12 protein-coding genes and 1 pseudogene are annotated in these 16061 nt (G+C 57.0%); 9 read left to right on the forward strand and 4 right to left on the reverse strand.

Features of this window, described 5'->3' with window-relative positions; all coding sequences use genetic code 11:
* The 6 genes from H4P12_RS00005 to H4P12_RS00030 all read left to right on the forward strand — a co-directional run.
* The coding region (locus H4P12_RS00005) for a type VI secretion system Vgr family protein (RefSeq protein ID WP_187791565.1) at positions 1–974 on the forward strand (974 nt) is incomplete at its 5' end.
* 32 nt (positions 975–1006) lie between these two features.
* A complete protein-coding gene (locus tag H4P12_RS19225; protein WP_187792416.1) occupies positions 1007–1315 on the forward strand; it encodes a type III PLP-dependent enzyme domain-containing protein in 309 nt (102 codons plus the stop codon).
* The gene (locus tag H4P12_RS00015) at positions 1312–2208 is read left to right on the forward strand and encodes an arginase family protein (RefSeq protein WP_187791566.1); all 897 of its coding nucleotides are present in this window, start codon (positions 1312–1314) and stop codon (positions 2206–2208) included. Before H4P12_RS19225 ends, H4P12_RS00015 begins: the two co-directional genes overlap by 4 nt.
* 163 nt (positions 2209–2371) lie before the next feature.
* A complete protein-coding gene (locus H4P12_RS18975; protein ID WP_187791567.1) occupies positions 2372–3313 on the forward strand; it encodes a polymorphic toxin type 15 domain-containing protein in 942 nt (313 codons plus the stop codon).
* The gene (locus H4P12_RS00025) at positions 3313–3996 is read left to right on the forward strand and encodes a T6SS immunity protein Tdi1 domain-containing protein (RefSeq protein WP_187791568.1); all 684 of its coding nucleotides are present in this window, start codon (positions 3313–3315) and stop codon (positions 3994–3996) included. The genes H4P12_RS18975 and H4P12_RS00025 overlap by 1 nt, the downstream gene beginning before the upstream one ends.
* A gap of 145 nt (positions 3997–4141) precedes the next feature.
* On the forward strand, positions 4142–4849 hold the full coding sequence (locus tag H4P12_RS00030; RefSeq protein ID WP_187791569.1) for a GAD-like domain-containing protein: 708 nt from the start codon (positions 4142–4144) through the stop codon (positions 4847–4849).
* A gap of 285 nt (positions 4850–5134) precedes the next feature.
* Here the strand turns inward: H4P12_RS00030 and H4P12_RS19230 are convergent.
* Positions 5135–5731 (reverse strand): annotated as a pseudogene (locus H4P12_RS19230) (Arm DNA-binding domain-containing protein); the annotation flags it as partial.
* Between the two features lie 629 nt (positions 5732–6360).
* On the opposite strand from H4P12_RS19230, the gene H4P12_RS00035 reads away from it, so the two are divergent.
* From H4P12_RS00035 to H4P12_RS00045, 3 genes are read left to right on the forward strand one after another with little or no spacing between them, the layout of a single operon-like run.
* On the forward strand, positions 6361–7965 hold the full coding sequence (locus tag H4P12_RS00035) for a transcriptional regulator (protein WP_246448748.1): 1605 nt from the start codon (positions 6361–6363) through the stop codon (positions 7963–7965).
* 5 nt (positions 7966–7970) lie between these two features.
* On the forward strand, positions 7971–8819 hold the full coding sequence (locus H4P12_RS00040; RefSeq protein ID WP_187791571.1) for a phosphatase PAP2 family protein: 849 nt from the start codon (positions 7971–7973) through the stop codon (positions 8817–8819).
* A 4-nt stretch (positions 8820–8823) separates the two neighbouring features.
* The gene (locus H4P12_RS00045) at positions 8824–10236 is read left to right on the forward strand and encodes a S8 family serine peptidase (RefSeq protein ID WP_187791572.1); all 1413 of its coding nucleotides are present in this window, start codon (positions 8824–8826) and stop codon (positions 10234–10236) included.
* A 139-nt stretch (positions 10237–10375) separates the two neighbouring features.
* Here H4P12_RS00045 and H4P12_RS00050 read toward each other — a convergent pair whose 3' ends face one another.
* The 3 genes from H4P12_RS00050 to H4P12_RS00060 all read right to left on the reverse strand — a co-directional run bounded on the left by H4P12_RS00050 (position 10376) and on the right by H4P12_RS00060 (position 16060).
* Positions 10376–13165 (reverse strand): bifunctional aconitate hydratase 2/2-methylisocitrate dehydratase, encoded by a 2790-nt coding sequence (locus H4P12_RS00050; RefSeq protein ID WP_187791573.1) that lies wholly within the window; start codon positions 13163–13165, stop codon positions 10376–10378.
* 251 nt (positions 13166–13416) lie between these two features.
* Positions 13417–14772, reverse strand: a complete 1356-nt coding sequence (lpdA, locus tag H4P12_RS00055) for a dihydrolipoyl dehydrogenase (RefSeq protein ID WP_187791574.1) — start codon at positions 14770–14772, stop codon at positions 13417–13419.
* 1 nt (position 14773) lies between these two features.
* Positions 14774–16060 (reverse strand): dihydrolipoamide acetyltransferase family protein, encoded by a 1287-nt coding sequence (locus tag H4P12_RS00060; protein ID WP_187791575.1) that lies wholly within the window; start codon positions 16058–16060, stop codon positions 14774–14776.
* Position 16061: the final 1 nt, after the last annotated feature.

Below are 16061 nucleotides of genomic sequence, written 5' to 3' on the forward strand. Positions count from 1 at the left end.
GGCTCAGGACCGAGCAGGAGCGCGGCGCGGATCGGCGCAACCGGGCGGTGGGCGATTGCGTCAGCCTCGGCGCCGGCATGCGGGTGACCTTGTCAGGCGACAAGGTGCCGGGAACGGGTGAGACCTATCTGTGCCTCTCGGCCAGCCATCACTTTGTCAGCGAGGCCTATGGCTCGGGCGGTCCCGGCAGCGACGGCTACAGCTTCACCGGCAGCTACACCCTGATGCCCGACACCGCGCCGATGGCCCCGCCACGCCGCACGCCCGCGGCGGTGGTGCAGGGCCCGCAGACCGCCGAGGTCGTCGGCGAGGGCGAGATCGACTGCGACGAATATGGTCGCATCCTGGTGCGGTTCCACTGGGATCTGGCGAACGCCTATTCGATGCGCTGCCGGGTCAGCCAGAACTGGGCCGGCGCCGGCTGGGGCGGCATGGTCATCCCAAGGATCGGGATGGAGGTGCTGGTCGAGTTCCTTGAAGGCGATCCCGACAAGCCGGTCGTGGTGGGCAATGTGTTCAACGGCAAGAACGATGCGCCATACCCGCTGCCCGCGCATAAGACCAAGGCGGTGTGGCGGTCGAACACGCATAAAGGACAAGGCTTCAACGAGATCGCGTTCGAGGATGAGCAAGGGCAGGAGAACATTGCCATCCACGCCCAGAAGGACCAGACACTGAAGGTCCTCAACAACCGCATGAAGCGGGTGGACAACGATCAGATCGAAAGCGTGGGTAGCAACAAGTCGATCGAGATCGGCAGCAACCATCAGGAACGCATCGGCGGCTCGATGAACCTGACGGTTGGCGGCGGCAAGCTGGGCCTGTTTGCCGCGCTTGCCGGGATCGCGGGGCAGGCCACGAAGGACGCGCTGAATGTGCCCGTTGCTGAGGCTGCCCTGACCGACATTTTATCGAGAGCCGGGACAGTGTCTGGGTCTGTGGGCGTGAGAGCGATATTGCCTTGGGTGTCGTGACTACAATTGTTAGCTGAAATGCTGGAGCCTACATCGTTGACGCCGGTTCAAAGGCGCTAAGCTCCGATCTCGGGCCGCACGGCAGTTCGGGTCTCGCAGGATATGGGACCGCAATCGCAATTGATCGGGACGACACTGGCGCGCGTCTCAGCGTGTTGAAGCTTTCAGAAGAGCATGGATTTGTTTCACGGAACGGCGGGCCTGATCTTCGGATTGGCGAGCGATTTCTTGTGCTACCCAACCATTCCTGCTCAGTTGTCAATCTACATGACACTCTTGTCGTGCAGGACGACGATACTTTTGAAACATGGAATGTCGAGGCGAGAGGAACGTCGAAATGACACAACGACCTATCGTCCTTATAGAGGCGCCCTCAAATCTGGGCTTGATGCCGCCGGAGCCCGGATGCGAACCCGGTACGCTACACAGTCCAGCGGTGTTACGCGATCTCGGACTGCATGCGCGGTTGGACGTTGCGGAGGTTATCAGCGTCCAGCCGCAGCCGTACTCAGCTGATGATGGGCGCTCGATCAACATCCGCAACATCGCGGCAATTGCCGAGCACGCTGTCCGACTTGCAGACGCGGTCGAGAGCGTCGTAAAATCTGACCGTTTTCCGTTGGTTATTGGCGGCGATTGCAGTCTGCTGATCGGTTCAATGTTGGGCCTGCGGCGGCTAGGTGATCCCGCACTCCTTTTCGTTGACGGGCACACCGATTTCTATCTCCCCGAACAATCCGGGACAGGCGGCGCGGCTGGCATGGATCTCGCGTTGGCAACCGGGTGGGGGCCAAGTGCGTTGACGAATATCGAGAGCCGTCGACCGTATGTCGTGACGACCAACGTGGCAGTTCTTGGCAATCGCGACTTCAACCGTCGCCGAGAAGCTCCCATTCCGGCAATCGAGAATGCGGGCTTCTACTATCGATCGCTCCCCGCGATGCGCGAGGAAGGGATAGAAGCAGCCACGGAATTAGCTTTGGCTGCAATCACAGCCCACGGTCATAACCACTGGCTACATCTAGATGTTGACGCGATCGACTCTGCTATCATGCCAGCGGTGGATTCGCCCCAGGCCGACGGATTCTCCTGGGAAGAGATAGAAAGATTGTTGAAAGCAGCCCGGCCCTACGACGCGGCGGGTATGCAGGTGACAGTCTACGACCCCCGGCGTGATCCGGGATATACCGCAGGCAGGGGCCTCGTAAATCTGCTCGCTGCGGTCTTGAGTTAGATCAAGCGATCAACGCGAGCCGGTCCCACCGAGCACCAAGGCACACGGTTCGAGCGGTGCGAAACGTCATTTCGACCGCCTATGACGTCTACGATATCGGCAGTGCAGGGATACGCGCAGCTATGCAGCGCCCATCGACGACGATCCACTCCCCGGGTCGCTGGTGGCGCAGGAGATGCCTTTCGAACCCTATCAGGTCGCGCAGGCCGCGACAGGAACGATGACGGATGCAGGCGGCGGCCTGTTCAGCGGCGGAAGCAAAGCTGGCAGTGCGGCCCCACCGACGCAGGTGAAACCACAGACAGGCCTGGGGCGTCGGGGTGGCTTCGGAAAATCCCTCATTATCGAGCTGGTGGATGCGATTACCGGGGGTCGTGCGACGCAACGGCGGATCGAAGGCATCCTGAGCGAGTTGGATTATTATGCCGGAACCCCGGGGAAAGGACTGAGCGCACCGCAGATGGAGATTCTGGGCAACGCAGCCGCCCAGGTCCGTTCGACAGCTCTTCCAGCCGGTGATTACGACCTCGCCGATGGGATCAGAAAGCAAGCGTGGGAGGATATCCAGGATCAGGCAACGGCGCCCGCGGGGGCCGGTGCGGGCGCAGGCGTCCGGGTCTCAGCGGTCGCAAGCGAAAAGCACGAGGTCGAATGCTTCGAGGTGTCAGATAAATATGACCGCGACGAGTATCGCGATCAGCTGAAAAAGCAGGAAGAAGAACTGAACGACATGTCGCCGGAAGAGTATCTGGAACGGCGTCGAGCTTATAAAGAAGGTGAGACCACTAGAGGCGGGGCCGCGCAAAGGGAGGCACGGAAGGAGTGGCTGGAAAAAAGAAGAGATGCGCTTCTGGAAACTGAAGGGTATAGCAAGCGTCAAGCGGAACAGCTAGCGAACGATGAGGCCAAAGGACTTGCCGCGCTTCACGCGCTTGACCTGGTGGCTGGCGGGCTCGATAAAATTTGGAGAATGGGCCACCGAGGTATCAACTCATCAATCGGCAGCAAGTGGATCAAGAAAGGGAGGCTTGATAAGATGGATGAATATGCCGAACGTATCAAGGGCAAGCAAGAAAAGATGGACGTTGCGCTGGAGGATTGCTGATGTCGAAAATCAGCGAAGACTATGAATATTATGTAGAAAAATCTCATCCAGTGGTATTCCCTGGGGACTTGGTTGACTGGGAGAAGTATGGAAAGGAATATCTAATACCCCCTGATGCGGTTTCCTTCCTTATGCAGTATCAATGTTTTTCGGCATATGACGGAAGATTGTTGGTTGGAGATCCTGGGGTGTTTTCAGGAATCTTGCCTTTAATTTTTCAGGGGGACCCGGATTTTCATCACCGTGATACAATTGTTGTCGGGCACTCCGCTTTTGGAAGGTTGTATTGCTGGAGCTCCAGATACGGTGGGATTGATATTAACCTGATCAATGCAACTATGGCATGCAATGGATTTATTAGGCCGGAATCATTTATGAAACGGCCGGAGATAAATTTTTCCTCTCTGATAGATAGCATGGATCCTGATGTTTTTGATGAAGAGGATGAATACGGAGTATTGCTCTTCAAACGTGCAAAAAGGAAACTTGGCCCTCTTGGCTACCGTGAATGCTACGGCTTTCGTTTAGCCTTACCTATGGGCGGGTATCGAACGTTGGATAAACTGGAAAAGCTGCCTGCTCCTGAGCATTATTCTTTTCTGGCCCAGTTGCAGCCATTCACGTTGATCGACTGGGGGACGACGAGCAATTTTGGATTGCGTGAAATCAGACAGGTTGGCTGAGCCAGCCGCTATTGCGTTTGCTGTGCGGGATTGTGCCCATTTCGACGCCGGACAGGCGCGCTCCTGTCATGCCATGATCGACCCGTACCGCCTCCCTGCCACTTTTTGATTTTTCGTCGATCCGGGACGATGAAGGAGATGCAATATGTCGGCATATACAGATGAAGATTGGTATAGTGATCTGGTCAAGGAATATGCGCCGCCAGCCTTTCAGACTTTTCCGACTGAAGAGCAGATTGCGTATTGGCGCGGGCGTGTGCCGGAAATGTTGATGCGATGGTGGATTGAAGAGGGTTGGGGATCGCTGAACAGTGGGAAATATTGGGTCTGCGATCCCGGCCAGCTGAGACCTGTTATTGAGGAGATCTTTGCAGATGATCCAGACTATCATCCGGATGATCTGATTCCGTTTGGGTATAACGCCCTTGGTGTCATTAATGTGGCCATGGGGCAAGGTAGATCGATGAAGATCGATCTTGGTTTTGGTATTGTGACTTGGCGGGGACCTCAGGCTGAGTATCCTCAATCGGAATTCGTCGGAGTATATTATTCCGGGATCGCAACCGGCGCGCATCGCCTGGAAGCAAAAGACGAGAATGGCGTCGAGATTTTTCCTTGGGCGCTGGAGCATCTTGGCCCGTTGGAACCATATCAAATCTACGGCTTTGTGCCAGCCTATTCCGTGACAGGAAACTATCCGGTCAAGAACCTGCAGAAGCTGTCGGTTGTCGAGCGTCTTGTCACCCTCGCGGCGCTCTCGCGGCCGACGCTGTATGATTACGTCAGGCCCGAAGGCGCACAAGGTGGTTTCGGAACGCTTGTCCCGCTCCGGAAGGTTGGTCCACAGCCCTAATTCCGGCAAGCCATCAATCCACTTCATCGGGCGGAAGACTATGAGCATGAGCTCGAACCCGAGGCATGTTCCCGGGGAGGAGTCGGGCATCGGTTCGACGACCTCGCGCCGCTCGATCTGACCGATGGGGCGGTCGGCAAGGCTGGGAAAGGCTTGGGTCGTGATCGTCGTCCTGTTCCGGGCAAAGTGCTTGCCGTTTTTCAGGGCGCAGCGTTTGCGGGTGAACCCGATTCCGGCCACCTCCCGAAACGGGGTTTCGGAACGGGGACGCTCAGCCGATTGCGCCTGTCGCGGGCTGACCCCGGGAAAATCGCCGAGATTGATCCAGACGCGCTTGCGCCGTCCTGCGGTGACCGAAATCTGCACCTGAAAGGCCTTCTTGCCAGACGGGTAGAGCCTTGGATAAAGGCCATTGCCATCGCTGAGACGCTCCTTCGTGACGCCGAATTTCGCGGCCTCGATTGTTTGACGGTGAGGGTCAGGTTCTTCTCCTTCCGGTGCTACCCGGACAGAGAAAGGGTATGCAACGGCGCTGCGCTTGCCTGAATCCGCATGCGGCCTAATGAGGGCGTGTGACAGAAATAGTTTATGTTTTACAGGTCGGTAAATGGCATTCTTGAGGTTCCTTGAGGCGCGTAGATGGTTGCACATGGATTTTTCACTGTCCGCCACATTCAGACACCGAATCCGTCCAGGGGCCCCCGATTGGAGCCTTTTTTCTTTTTGCTTCAAAGGGCGTTGGCAGGGCCATCCGCTTTTCGGAGACTGGGCGCCTGACGCGGAATGGGTCTCTGAATGGCCTGTGTCCCTCCTCGAGTGCCCCTCGACGGACACGGGACGGCGCGAAACATCCTCGTATTTCCAATGGATTACCGCGTTCATGGGGTCTTCCCGTTCGCGAGATAAGCTGGTAACGGAGCGGGGATGCCACGCGCGCGACAGGGTGCATGGGATGGTTTTCGGGCGGAAGCGAAGCGTCTGATAGCCGGGGCTGTTTCAAGCCGGACTGGGTGTGGGGCAAAAGGCCGCGAAGCTCATCAATTGGTGGCACTGCCAACAAAGACGTCGATTTGCCCCTGCGATATTTGCAGCAGGTTTAACTACCGGGCGTGCGTTTCCAACCTGAACTCTTTTGTTTCTTTGTGGATGAGCAGCAGTGCTAACTAACGGATAAATAACGGTAGAAATCCGATGCTGATTCTGCGTTTGGAAGGGCAGGGGCATCTAAGTTGATGGACCATTCTATCAAAATCAAGTATGATTGTGACAGTGCCCTGCTTTGTGCTACGCCGGTTAGAACGTTCGAAGAACCGGTATCGATATTAGGCAGGGAGCCAGTTTTTTTCCCCGTCGCCCTTCCAAACGCACCCGCAAATACCGAAGTGACAGAAGTACCCGGTAACAATGGACCCGTTGCCCAGCTTTTTCTGCTGGGACCGTTTGGACTCCGGCGTGGTCAGTCTGAAAATTGCGCACCACGGATCAAGAAGGCACAGGCATTATTGGCCCTGTTGGCCCTTGCCCCCCGCAGAGAGCGGACGCGGGTCTGGCTAAGAGACAAGCTGTGGAGCCAGAGCGACGAAGAAAAATCGTCAACCAGTTTGCGTCAGTTGATATTCGAGCTGCGCAAGGATCTTGGTGGATTGTCTGACGGTATCTTGCGGGTCGACCGAAACTCTATCGCCCTTCGCGATAATGCCCTTTGGATTGACTATTGGGTTGTTCAGGATGATCCGGCGCAGCTTTCTGTTCTGGGGATCGAGCCTGAAACGGAACTGTTGGAAGGCATCGATATTCGTGACGAGGAGTTCGAGGAGTGGTTGCTGTTTGAACGTCAGCTTTGGCAAGATAAAGCGGCCGCATTGTTCGAACAGCAGAAGAACACGCCCAAACCCAATCCCGGGTCCAGATCGGTTCAAGTGCTGGTCGCGCCATATAATCCTGAACCCCGATCCTCATTGGGAATTCTTCCCAATATTCAGCAAGGATGCGATGCGTCAACGATGCATCTGGCGGATCGGTTGCTGGAGGGCATAGCCCAGAATTTAAGCGAACTTCAGCCCGTCGATATCTACGATCTGCGGGATGCCGAAACGCCTTCGGACAGGTTTCTGGGCGCATATGAGACCGAGTATTACATTCGCGTTCGCACGTTGCAGGTCCATAAAAGCCTGACGCTGACCTTCTTTTTGTATAGCGCGGCACATATGGCGCTTGAATGGAGCCAATCGATTCAGGTGTCGGTGGATGAGCTGTATGATCCTGACGCCAACGTCATCTCGGGCTTTGTCAGCCAGAATGTCGACCGTCTGGCAAAGTTCATCTTGCGGTCGCGACAGCGCGATACACGGCAGACCCCGGGACCGATGTTGGCGGGCTATACGGCGCTGAACATGATGTTCCGGCTGGACCGCAATTCGCTGTCCAATACCGAAGCGATCCTGAATCTTATGATCGAGCGATACCCGGACACGCTTTACACCTCATTGCAGGCCTATGCCGCGTCGTTCAAGGTCGGCGAAAACCTTGGCACGCTGGACGCATTTTCAGCTAATGAAACCAGCAGGCTGGCGCGCAAGGCGTTAAATGACAATCCGTTCAACGCAATCTCGCTGGCCTGTCTGGGTCACACCATGGGTTATGTGTTCCGCGATCACGAACGCGCCGGTGATTTGCTGGAAAAAGCACTGAACCTTAACCGCAATCAGGCCTTCGTGTGGGACCATTATGCGCTGCACAAGCTGTATATCGGGGATTATGCAGCCGCGCATAAGGCCGCGAAAAGAGCTGTCTATCTGGGCGGCTTCAGTCCCATCAGCTACAGTTATGACACAACGCTGGCGATGACCTCGACAATGATCGGTGACAGCCGTCAGGCCATCGTTGCCGCCAGAAATGCGCTTGGCAAGCAGCCCCGTTTCAACGCTGCAAAACGCTATCTTCTGGTGAATCTTGGTCTGGAAGGACGCAGGGACGAAGCGCAGGACGTTTATAAATCGCTTTTGCTGACTGATCCGCAATTTGCTGATCATGAGGTGCAGAAAGAGCGGTTTCGTATCTCTCAAAAAGAAAAAGAAGCCACCCTGATCGAGGCGATCAAGCGATATACGGAGTAGATTTCATGGTTAGGCTGGACATTCTGCACTCAAACCATTTCACGGTGACGGCCAGCGGGTTGGTTCTGAACGACGGTATCGTGCAAACCGTATCCAATCCCGAGACCTCGGCCCAGTCCGGGTCGGTCCTGTCGGTCCTTTCCCTGAACCGAAACCGCAATCGCAACAGAAACCGGAACCGAAATCGCAATCGAAACGAGGATGCCGGCACTCATGGCGGTATTTTGGAGCCGTGGAAAGAGCGTGACAAACTTCATGCAATGAAGGCGGATTGGATCGACCTTCCCGTGCCTTTACCGCCATCCCCTGAAATGTTGCGCGCCGATGCCAAAGAGCTTTTGATAAAGCAGGCGTTGCGTAAGACCGAGCCTGAAAGCAACAGAATCGAGGAAATCCTGCGCGAAGCCAATCTGGAACTGTCAGGCTATCTGCGCCCGCTTGGGATCGAAGGGTTTAGTGGCTTCGAGGCGACCGAAAGGTTGTTTTACGTCGTCATTGCCCTGACGGATGAAATAGGGCTGCGCTACAAAGACCGATATAACGTGGTGCGGCCCAATCAGATCGAACCGCGGTTGAACCCGCTTTTGCCCAATCCGCCGCATCAGTCGTATCCGTCGAACCATTCGCTGCAGTCATTTTCCGTCGCCTTCATCTTTTCGCGCATTCTGCCCGAACATCCCGCCAGTTCCGAATTGATGAACAGCGCCCGTCGTATTGCGGAAAACCGTGAATGGGCGGGGGTGCATTACAGATCGGATACGGAAGCGGGATACCAGTTGGCGCGAATGCTGACACCTTGTCTTGAACGTGTGTGCGAAGATCAGATGCTTGCCGCTCTTGCTGAATGGGTATGAACAGATGAACATTGAAAATCCTCTTCCGGCCAGTGAAACCTATCCCAGCTATGATGCGCTTTGGCATCTGAAAACCCTGGGGGTCCTTGCGGCGGACAGCGCCCCGAATGGCTGGTCGGTGGAGCGTTGCGACCCGCCTACGCGTGTGGCCATCATCGATACCTCGGTCGCGGTTGAACATCCCAACCTTGTGGGAGTGGTCAATCGTGATCTTTCCCTTGATCTGTTTTCGGCCCGATTGGGGTCATTTTCCTGCTTCATGGATGGAAAGCAGCCGATCGGAAACCTTCCGCTGGAATGGGAAACGGATATTTCTGACGGGCTGCCCCATGCCCGCCGGTTGCTGACAGAATTTGTTGATCGCCTCTCCATTGGCTCAACAGCGCATTATCGCGGGATCAAGCCCTGCGTCTCACCGACCTTCTCGACCCACGGGACTTGCGTGGCCGGATTGGTCGGAGCGCGCCCGTCGATCGCGGCTCAGGTAGATATCACGGGGCATATTTCCCAACTGCCCTTGCCCTATATGGGTGTCGATCCGACCTGCGAGATCGTTCAGATATCCACGAATTTTGATCCGCATCCTGAATCGCTTTTACTGGCCTTTCTTTACGCGCATCTGATCAAGGCGGATTTGATTTTACTGCCCCGTGCCATTCCCGATCCGTCGCGGATCGTGCCGGAACTGACCGATGTGATGGTGGGTCAGCAGGATTTGCAGCAGGCGACACGGCGCGTGCCGCTTAAACCCGAAGAAAAGGAAATGTGGACCGAATTGGCGCAGTTGATCGTGGCAGTGTCCAAACAATGCCCGGTGATCTGCGCAGCGGGAAACGCGAATGAGGAAAATGCCATCTATCCAGCCAATCTTGCGACCGACCACAATGGCATCATTTCGGTCGGTGCAATCAATGCCAAAGGATATCGCAGCAGTTATTCCAGCCCGGAAAGCGCGACCGTTTTCGCCCCCAGCAATGATGCAGAAGTTTTCGATCGGGTCGAGGTGCGGCTGGATGAGATGCGCCCGGACTATGATGCTGTCGGCGTGCCTGACACGAACAGCAATCACAAATTTTCCAGCTTTGACGTGATTGCGACAGATGTTCCGGGCAGGGGTGGCTATTCCAGCAGCCCGTTTCAACAGGAATACCCGGATATGCGCCTGCGCGAGTTCGGTTCGTATTTCTGCCGGTTTGGTGGCACTTCGGCCGCGGCCGCGCTGGTGTGTGGCTTTCTGTCTTTGGCGATTTCCACAGGGCGTTTGGTAAAGTCCGATGGTCTTGTTGCAAAGGCATGGTTGCTGGCCAACTCACACCTTATCAGTTCGGATACCGGGGATATGATGATGCCCAGTTGGACCGGAACCCCCGAGTTTCCCGACGGCCCTCAAACGGTGTGTCGCGTGGGCGCCATCTGATACCTGGGCCGCGAAGCCATCCGTAATCACAAACTGCGGGTTTGCAGTCACGCCATCGATGCGGGCGAGAGGTGGCTATATGCGACCGGCAGCAGAACGGATCTGCTGCCGGTTTGAATGGGGTTGTTTCGTCTGCCGCTTAGAAATGAACTGACCGCGCCATCCCCGGCTTTTCCAACGGCGGCGCGAATTTGGTCAGATCAATGCCCTGAACGGCGTCTTTGTATTCGTCAGCACTGGGCGTTCTGCCCAGAATTGCCGCAAGCACAACGACCGGCGTCGACGCAAGCAGCGATTCACCCTTTTTCTCAGGGGCATCCTCAACAACCCGCCCTTGGAAAAGGCGCGTCGAAGTGGCCAGAACCGTATCGCCTTTTGCGGCCTTTTCCTGATTGCCCATGCACAGGTTACAGCCCGGCCGTTCAAGATACAGAATATTTTCGTATTCCGTGCGGGCGGTGCTTTTGGGCAGCATATCGTCAAATTCGAAGCCGGAATACTTTTGCAAGATTTCCCAGTCACCTTCGGCTTTCAACTCGTCGATGATATTATAGGTTGGCGCAGCCACGACCAAAGGCGCCTTGAATTCGACCTTGCCTTGCGATTTCTCGATGTTTTTCAGCATCTGGGCGACGATTTTCATATCACCCTTATGCACCATGCAAGAACCGACAAAGCCCAGATCGACCTTTTTCGTGCCGCCGTAATAGGACACGGGGCGGATTGTGTCATGGGTATAGCGCTTTGAAACATCAGCGTTATTTACATCGGGATCTGCGATCATCGGTTCGTCGATCAGATCCAGATCCACCACGACCTCTGCAAAATATTTTGCGTTCTCATCGGGGGCCAGCGCGGGTTTTTCGCCCGAACGGATTTCGGCAATACGCTTGTCGGCCTTGGCGATCAGACCGCGCAGGGTCTTGGCCCCGTTCTCCATGCCCTTGTCGATCATGATCTGGATACGGTTTTTCGCGATTTCCAGCGATTGGATCAGGGTATCGTCCTGCGAGATGCAGATAGACGCCTTGGCCTTCATCTCGGCCGTCCAGTCGGTAAAGGTAAAGGCCTGGTCGGCCAGCAACGTTCCGATATGGACCTCGATCACGCGGCCCTGGAACACGTTGTCGCCGCATTGCTTCAGCATCTGGGCTTGGGTTGCGTGAACCACGTCGCGGAAATCCATATGCGGTTGCATGGTGCCTTTGAACGTCACTTTCACCGATTGCGGGATGGGCATGGTCGCTTCGCCCGTCGCAAGGGCCAATGCCACAGTGCCCGAATCCGCGCCAAAGGCGACGCCCTTGGACATGCGGGTGTGGCTGTCGCCACCGATGATGATTGCCCAATCATCCACGGTGATGTCGTTCAGAACCTTGTGAATCACGTCGGTCATGGCGTGATAGACGCCCTTTGGATCACGGGCGGTAATCAGGCCGAAATTGTTCATGAAGTTCATCAGTTTCGGGATATTGGCCTGGGCCTTCTTGTCCCACACGGAAGCCGTGTGGCAACCCGACTGATAAGCACCGTCCACGATCGGGGAAATGACCGTCGCAGCCATCGCTTCAAGCTCTTGGGCGGTCATCAGGCCGGTGGTGTCTTGCGAACCGACGATGTTCACCTTGACCCGCGCGTCCGATCCTGCGTGGAGGATTTTGCTGCCCAGCACACCGACAGCGTTGCGGTTGAAGATCTTCTCGACCGCCGTCAGGCCTTGACCTTCGATCGAGATTTCTTTGTTCGGGGCAAAGACAGGGGTCGGATTGATCCCAAGCGTTTCTGCGGCAAATGTCTGCAACTTCTTGCCAAAGACGATGGCATAAGAACCGCCTGCCTTCATGAACTCGGTCTTCTGCGGCGTGAAGGCGGCAGCGATATCGACCAACTCTTTGCCGTTTTCGTCGCAAAGCTTCTTGTCTTTGGTGTTGATGATCAGAACGGTGCCAGTCTCGACCGAATATTTCTGCTCCAGGATCGGGTTGCCATCGTTGTTCAGGATGGGCTTGCCATCTTCATCGGTTTTCCTGACCCAGTTTTTCAGGTTGATACCGATCCCCCCGGTCACATCGACCGTGGTCAGAAAGATCGGCGAAATCCCGTTCGTGCCTGCAACCACCGGGGCAATGTTGACGAAGGGCACATAGGGGCTGGCCTGTTTGCCTGTCCACAGGGCGACGTTGTTCACGCCCGACATTCGCGACGATCCCACACCCATCGTGCCTTTTTCGGCAATCAGCATCACACGCTTGTCTGGATGCTGCCGCTGCAATGCCTGAATTTCTGCCTGCGCTTCTGGCGTGATCATGCACTTACCATGCAATTCACGGTCGGATCGCGAATGGGCCTGATTGCCCGGCGACAGCAGGTCGGTCGAGATATCGCCTTCGGCGGCGATATAGGTCACGACTTTGATGTCATCTTCGATGTCAGGAAGCTTGGTAAAGAACTCTGCCTTCGCATAGCTTTCAAGGATATCCTTCGCGACGGGATTTCCCGCCCCATGGGCGTCGCCCAGACGCACCATGTCCGCGTCATACAGGAATACCTGCGTCTTCAGCACGTCACCTGCCTGCCGGGCGATTTGGGCATCGGCACCAAGCGCCAGATCCAGAAGAACTTCGACCGACGGGCCACCCTTCATATGGGACAGCAGTTCAAAGGCGAAGGTCGGGGTGATTTCCGGGACGACGACATCCGCAAGGATGATTTTCTTCAGGAACTGCGCCTTGACCGATGCTGCGCTGGTCGTGCCAGGCAGCGTGTTATAGATGAAGAAATCAAGCGAATCCTTGCGGTATTCGCTGCCGGCATCTTCGATCTGTGTGATAAGCTCTGCCACCAATGCATCTTCGTCGATGGGCTTGGGATGCAATCCCTCGGCTTTGCGGGCTTCGATTTCTGTTAGGTAGTCGGTGTACAAGCTCATGACGATCCCTATGGTCTGATGGCGGTTCGGGCTGGCGCACTGCGTCGCGGAAGGTTCCGATGGGCAGGGCAAGCTAATTGTATGCCGATGTATACCGATGTATGCCCGATGACAAGGTCGCAGATGGGCCCTGAAGGCTTTCCGGCTTACGCAGATCGGTAACGCAGGTGATAAAAATGGAAAACCCGGCCTCCCTGTCTTGCCTGACAGGGAAAGCCGGGTTGTCGGCAGATGGCATGCCTCTTCAATCGCTAGATATGCAGCGCGTGACCCAAACCGCGCAAGGCGGCTTCTTGCAGGCCTTCCGATTGCGTCGGGTGCGCGTGGATCGTGGCGGCGATATCGTCCAGTGTCGCGCCCATTTCAATGGCCAGCGAAAAGGCCGCAGACAATTCCGAAATACCCACACCAACCGCCTGAATGCCAAGAACCGCACGATCCGCCTCGCGCCAGACGATGCGGACGAAACCATCTTCGCGTTCGGTCGTCATGGCGCGACCATTGGCCTGAAACGGGAATTCTGAAGATTTGCTGCCTTCACCGCCGGGGGCTGCCCCGCAGGTGACAATCTCGGGGTCGGTAAAGCAGACGGCGGGAATTGCCATCTTGTCCCAACTGACATTGTGACCGGCGACATGTTCGGCGACCATTTCGCCCTGAGCCATGGCACGATGGGCCAGCATAGGTTCGCCCGTGACGTCGCCAATCGCATAAACGCCCCGCATCGAGGTTTGGCACATGCCGTTGATCTTGATGAACGGGCCGTTCATGGTCAGGGACAGTTCTTCCAAACGGAAGCCAGCCGTGCGGGGGCGACGGCCAACCGTGACCAGCACCTTGTCGGCGGGAATGTCACCCGCATCGGTTTGCAGTGCGCTGCCTGCATAACCTTCGGCTTTGACGCCGGTCCTGACGTCGATCCCCAATGCCTTCAGCCGCGCCATGACAGGGCGGGTCAGCGCCGCGTCATATTGCGGCAGAATGCGATCTGCGGCCTCGATGACAGTGACCTTGCTGCCCAGCTTGGCAAATGCCGTGCCGATTTCCAGCCCGATATAGCCGCCACCGACAACCGCCAGACGCTTGGGAACCTGAGCCAGCGCCAGCGCCCCGGTTGATGAGATGATGTCGTCGCCAAACGGCAGGAAAGGCAGTTCCACCGGCTCGGAACCCGAGGCGATAACAATAAATTCCGCGCGGATACGCCGCACGTCATTGCCATCGGTGACCTGAACGGTCTTGCCGTCAATGAATTCCGCATGGCCCCGGATCAGCCGACTGCCCGCCTTTTTCAGCAAGCCGGCGACACCGCTGTTCAGCCGCCCGACAATGCCGTCCTTCCACGCCACCGTTTGCGCCAGATCGATCGAGGGTGACGCGACCGAGATCCCCAACGGTCCCTGCGGCGCATGGACGATATTGTAGAACTCATCGGCAGCATGAATCAGCGCCTTGGACGGAATGCAGCCCACGTTCAAACAGGTGCCCCCCGGCGGCTGTGGATCAACGACAATCGTGTCGATCCCCAGCTGCCCGGCGCGGATGCCACAGACATAGCCGCCCGGACCGGCGCCGATCACCAGAAGCTTACAGGTCAGATCAGTCATTTCAGCCCTCGACAAACAGCATGGCCGGAGTTTCCAGCAGGGTTTTCAGTTTCTGGACAAACACCGCCGCATCCCAACCGTCGATCACCCGATGGTCGAATGAACAGGACAGGTTCATCATCTTGCGCGGCTGGAATTGCTGGCCGTCCCAGACCGGGCGCACGGCCATCTTGTTGACGCCGACAATTGCAACCTCGGGGTAATTGATGATCGGGGTCGTGGCGATCGCGCCTAGCGGACCAAGTGAGGTGATGGTGATCGTCCCGCCCGACAGCGCCTCGCGCGAGATCGAGCCTTCGCGCGCAGCTTCGGCCAGCGCGGCCACCTGTTCGGCATTGTCCCACAGGTTGCCGGATTCGGCATGGTGGACAACGGGCACATTCAGGCCAGCCGGGGTTTGCGTCGCGATGCCGATATGGACGCCGCCATAACGATGGATCACGCCCGCCTCATCGTCATAGCGGGCGTTCAGATCAGGCTGTTCGCGCACGGATTCGACAATCGCGCGCATCAGGAAGGGCAGGATGGTCAGCTTGGGACGTGCATCCTTGTATTTCTTGTTCAGCGCGGTGCGCAGCTCCTCCAACGAGGAAACGTCGACCTCTTCCACGATGGTGATGTGGGGGATGTGCGATTTCGACAGCGCCATCTTTTCGGCGATCTTGCGGCGCATGCCGACGACGCGGATTTCCTCGACCCCGGTATTCTTGCCGCGCGTCACACCGCCTTGCTGAATGCCGCCCGAGGCGATGAAGCTGTTCAGATCGTCATGGCTGATCCGACCGGCTGGTCCGGTGCCGGGAACGTGGCGCAGGTCGATGCCTTCTTCGCGGGCACGGGCACGAACCGAGGGCGCGGCCAATGGTTTGGTGCCCTTGGCACGCTCAACCGCAGGGGTCTGGGGTTTGGTCGTGACTGGGGCGACAGGCTTCGCCGCCGGTTTCAGGGGCGCTGCTTTTTCGGCTGCTTTTTCGGCGGCTGGTGTTTCAGCGGCGGGTTTGTCCTCTGCCGGTTTCGCCGGCGCGGCCGCAGATTCATTGCCTTCGCCGTCGACCTCTAGCCGGATCAGGATGCCGCCCACGGCGATCATGTCCCCGATCTCACCACCCAGTTCGACCACGGTTCCGCTGACGGAACTGGGCACCTCGATGGCCGCTTTGTCGGTCATCACGGCGGCAAGGACGTCGTCTTCCTTCACGACATCGCCGGGTTTGACGTGCCATTCGGTCAGTTCAGCCTCGGCCACGCCTTCGCCGATATCGGGCAGGCGGATTGCATAGATACCCATC

The organism is Paracoccus amoyensis (genome assembly GCF_014490725.1).
In the GTDB taxonomy this organism is placed as follows: domain Bacteria; phylum Pseudomonadota; class Alphaproteobacteria; order Rhodobacterales; family Rhodobacteraceae; genus Paracoccus; species Paracoccus amoyensis.

Excerpts from the sequence above, each read along its gene's own strand:
- H4P12_RS00015 (WP_187791566.1), top strand. The coding sequence starts at position 1,312 with ATGACACAACGACCTATCGTCCTTATAGAGGCGCCCTCAAATCTGGGC.
- H4P12_RS00025 (WP_187791568.1), top strand. The coding sequence starts at position 3,313 with ATGTCGAAAATCAGCGAAGACTATGAATATTATGTAGAAAAATCTCAT.
- H4P12_RS00030 (WP_187791569.1), top strand. The coding sequence starts at position 4,142 with ATGTCGGCATATACAGATGAAGATTGGTATAGTGATCTGGTCAAGGAA.
- H4P12_RS00040 (WP_187791571.1), top strand. The coding sequence starts at position 7,971 with ATGGTTAGGCTGGACATTCTGCACTCAAACCATTTCACGGTGACGGCC.
- H4P12_RS00045 (WP_187791572.1), top strand. The coding sequence starts at position 8,824 with ATGAACATTGAAAATCCTCTTCCGGCCAGTGAAACCTATCCCAGCTAT.
- H4P12_RS00050 (WP_187791573.1), bottom strand. The coding sequence starts at position 13,165 with ATGAGCTTGTACACCGACTACCTAACAGAAATCGAAGCCCGCAAAGCC.
- lpdA (WP_187791574.1), bottom strand. The coding sequence starts at position 14,772 with ATGACTGATCTGACCTGTAAGCTTCTGGTGATCGGCGCCGGTCCGGGC.
- H4P12_RS00060 (WP_187791575.1), bottom strand. The coding sequence starts at position 16,060 with ATGGGTATCTATGCAATCCGCCTGCCCGATATCGGCGAAGGCGTGGCC.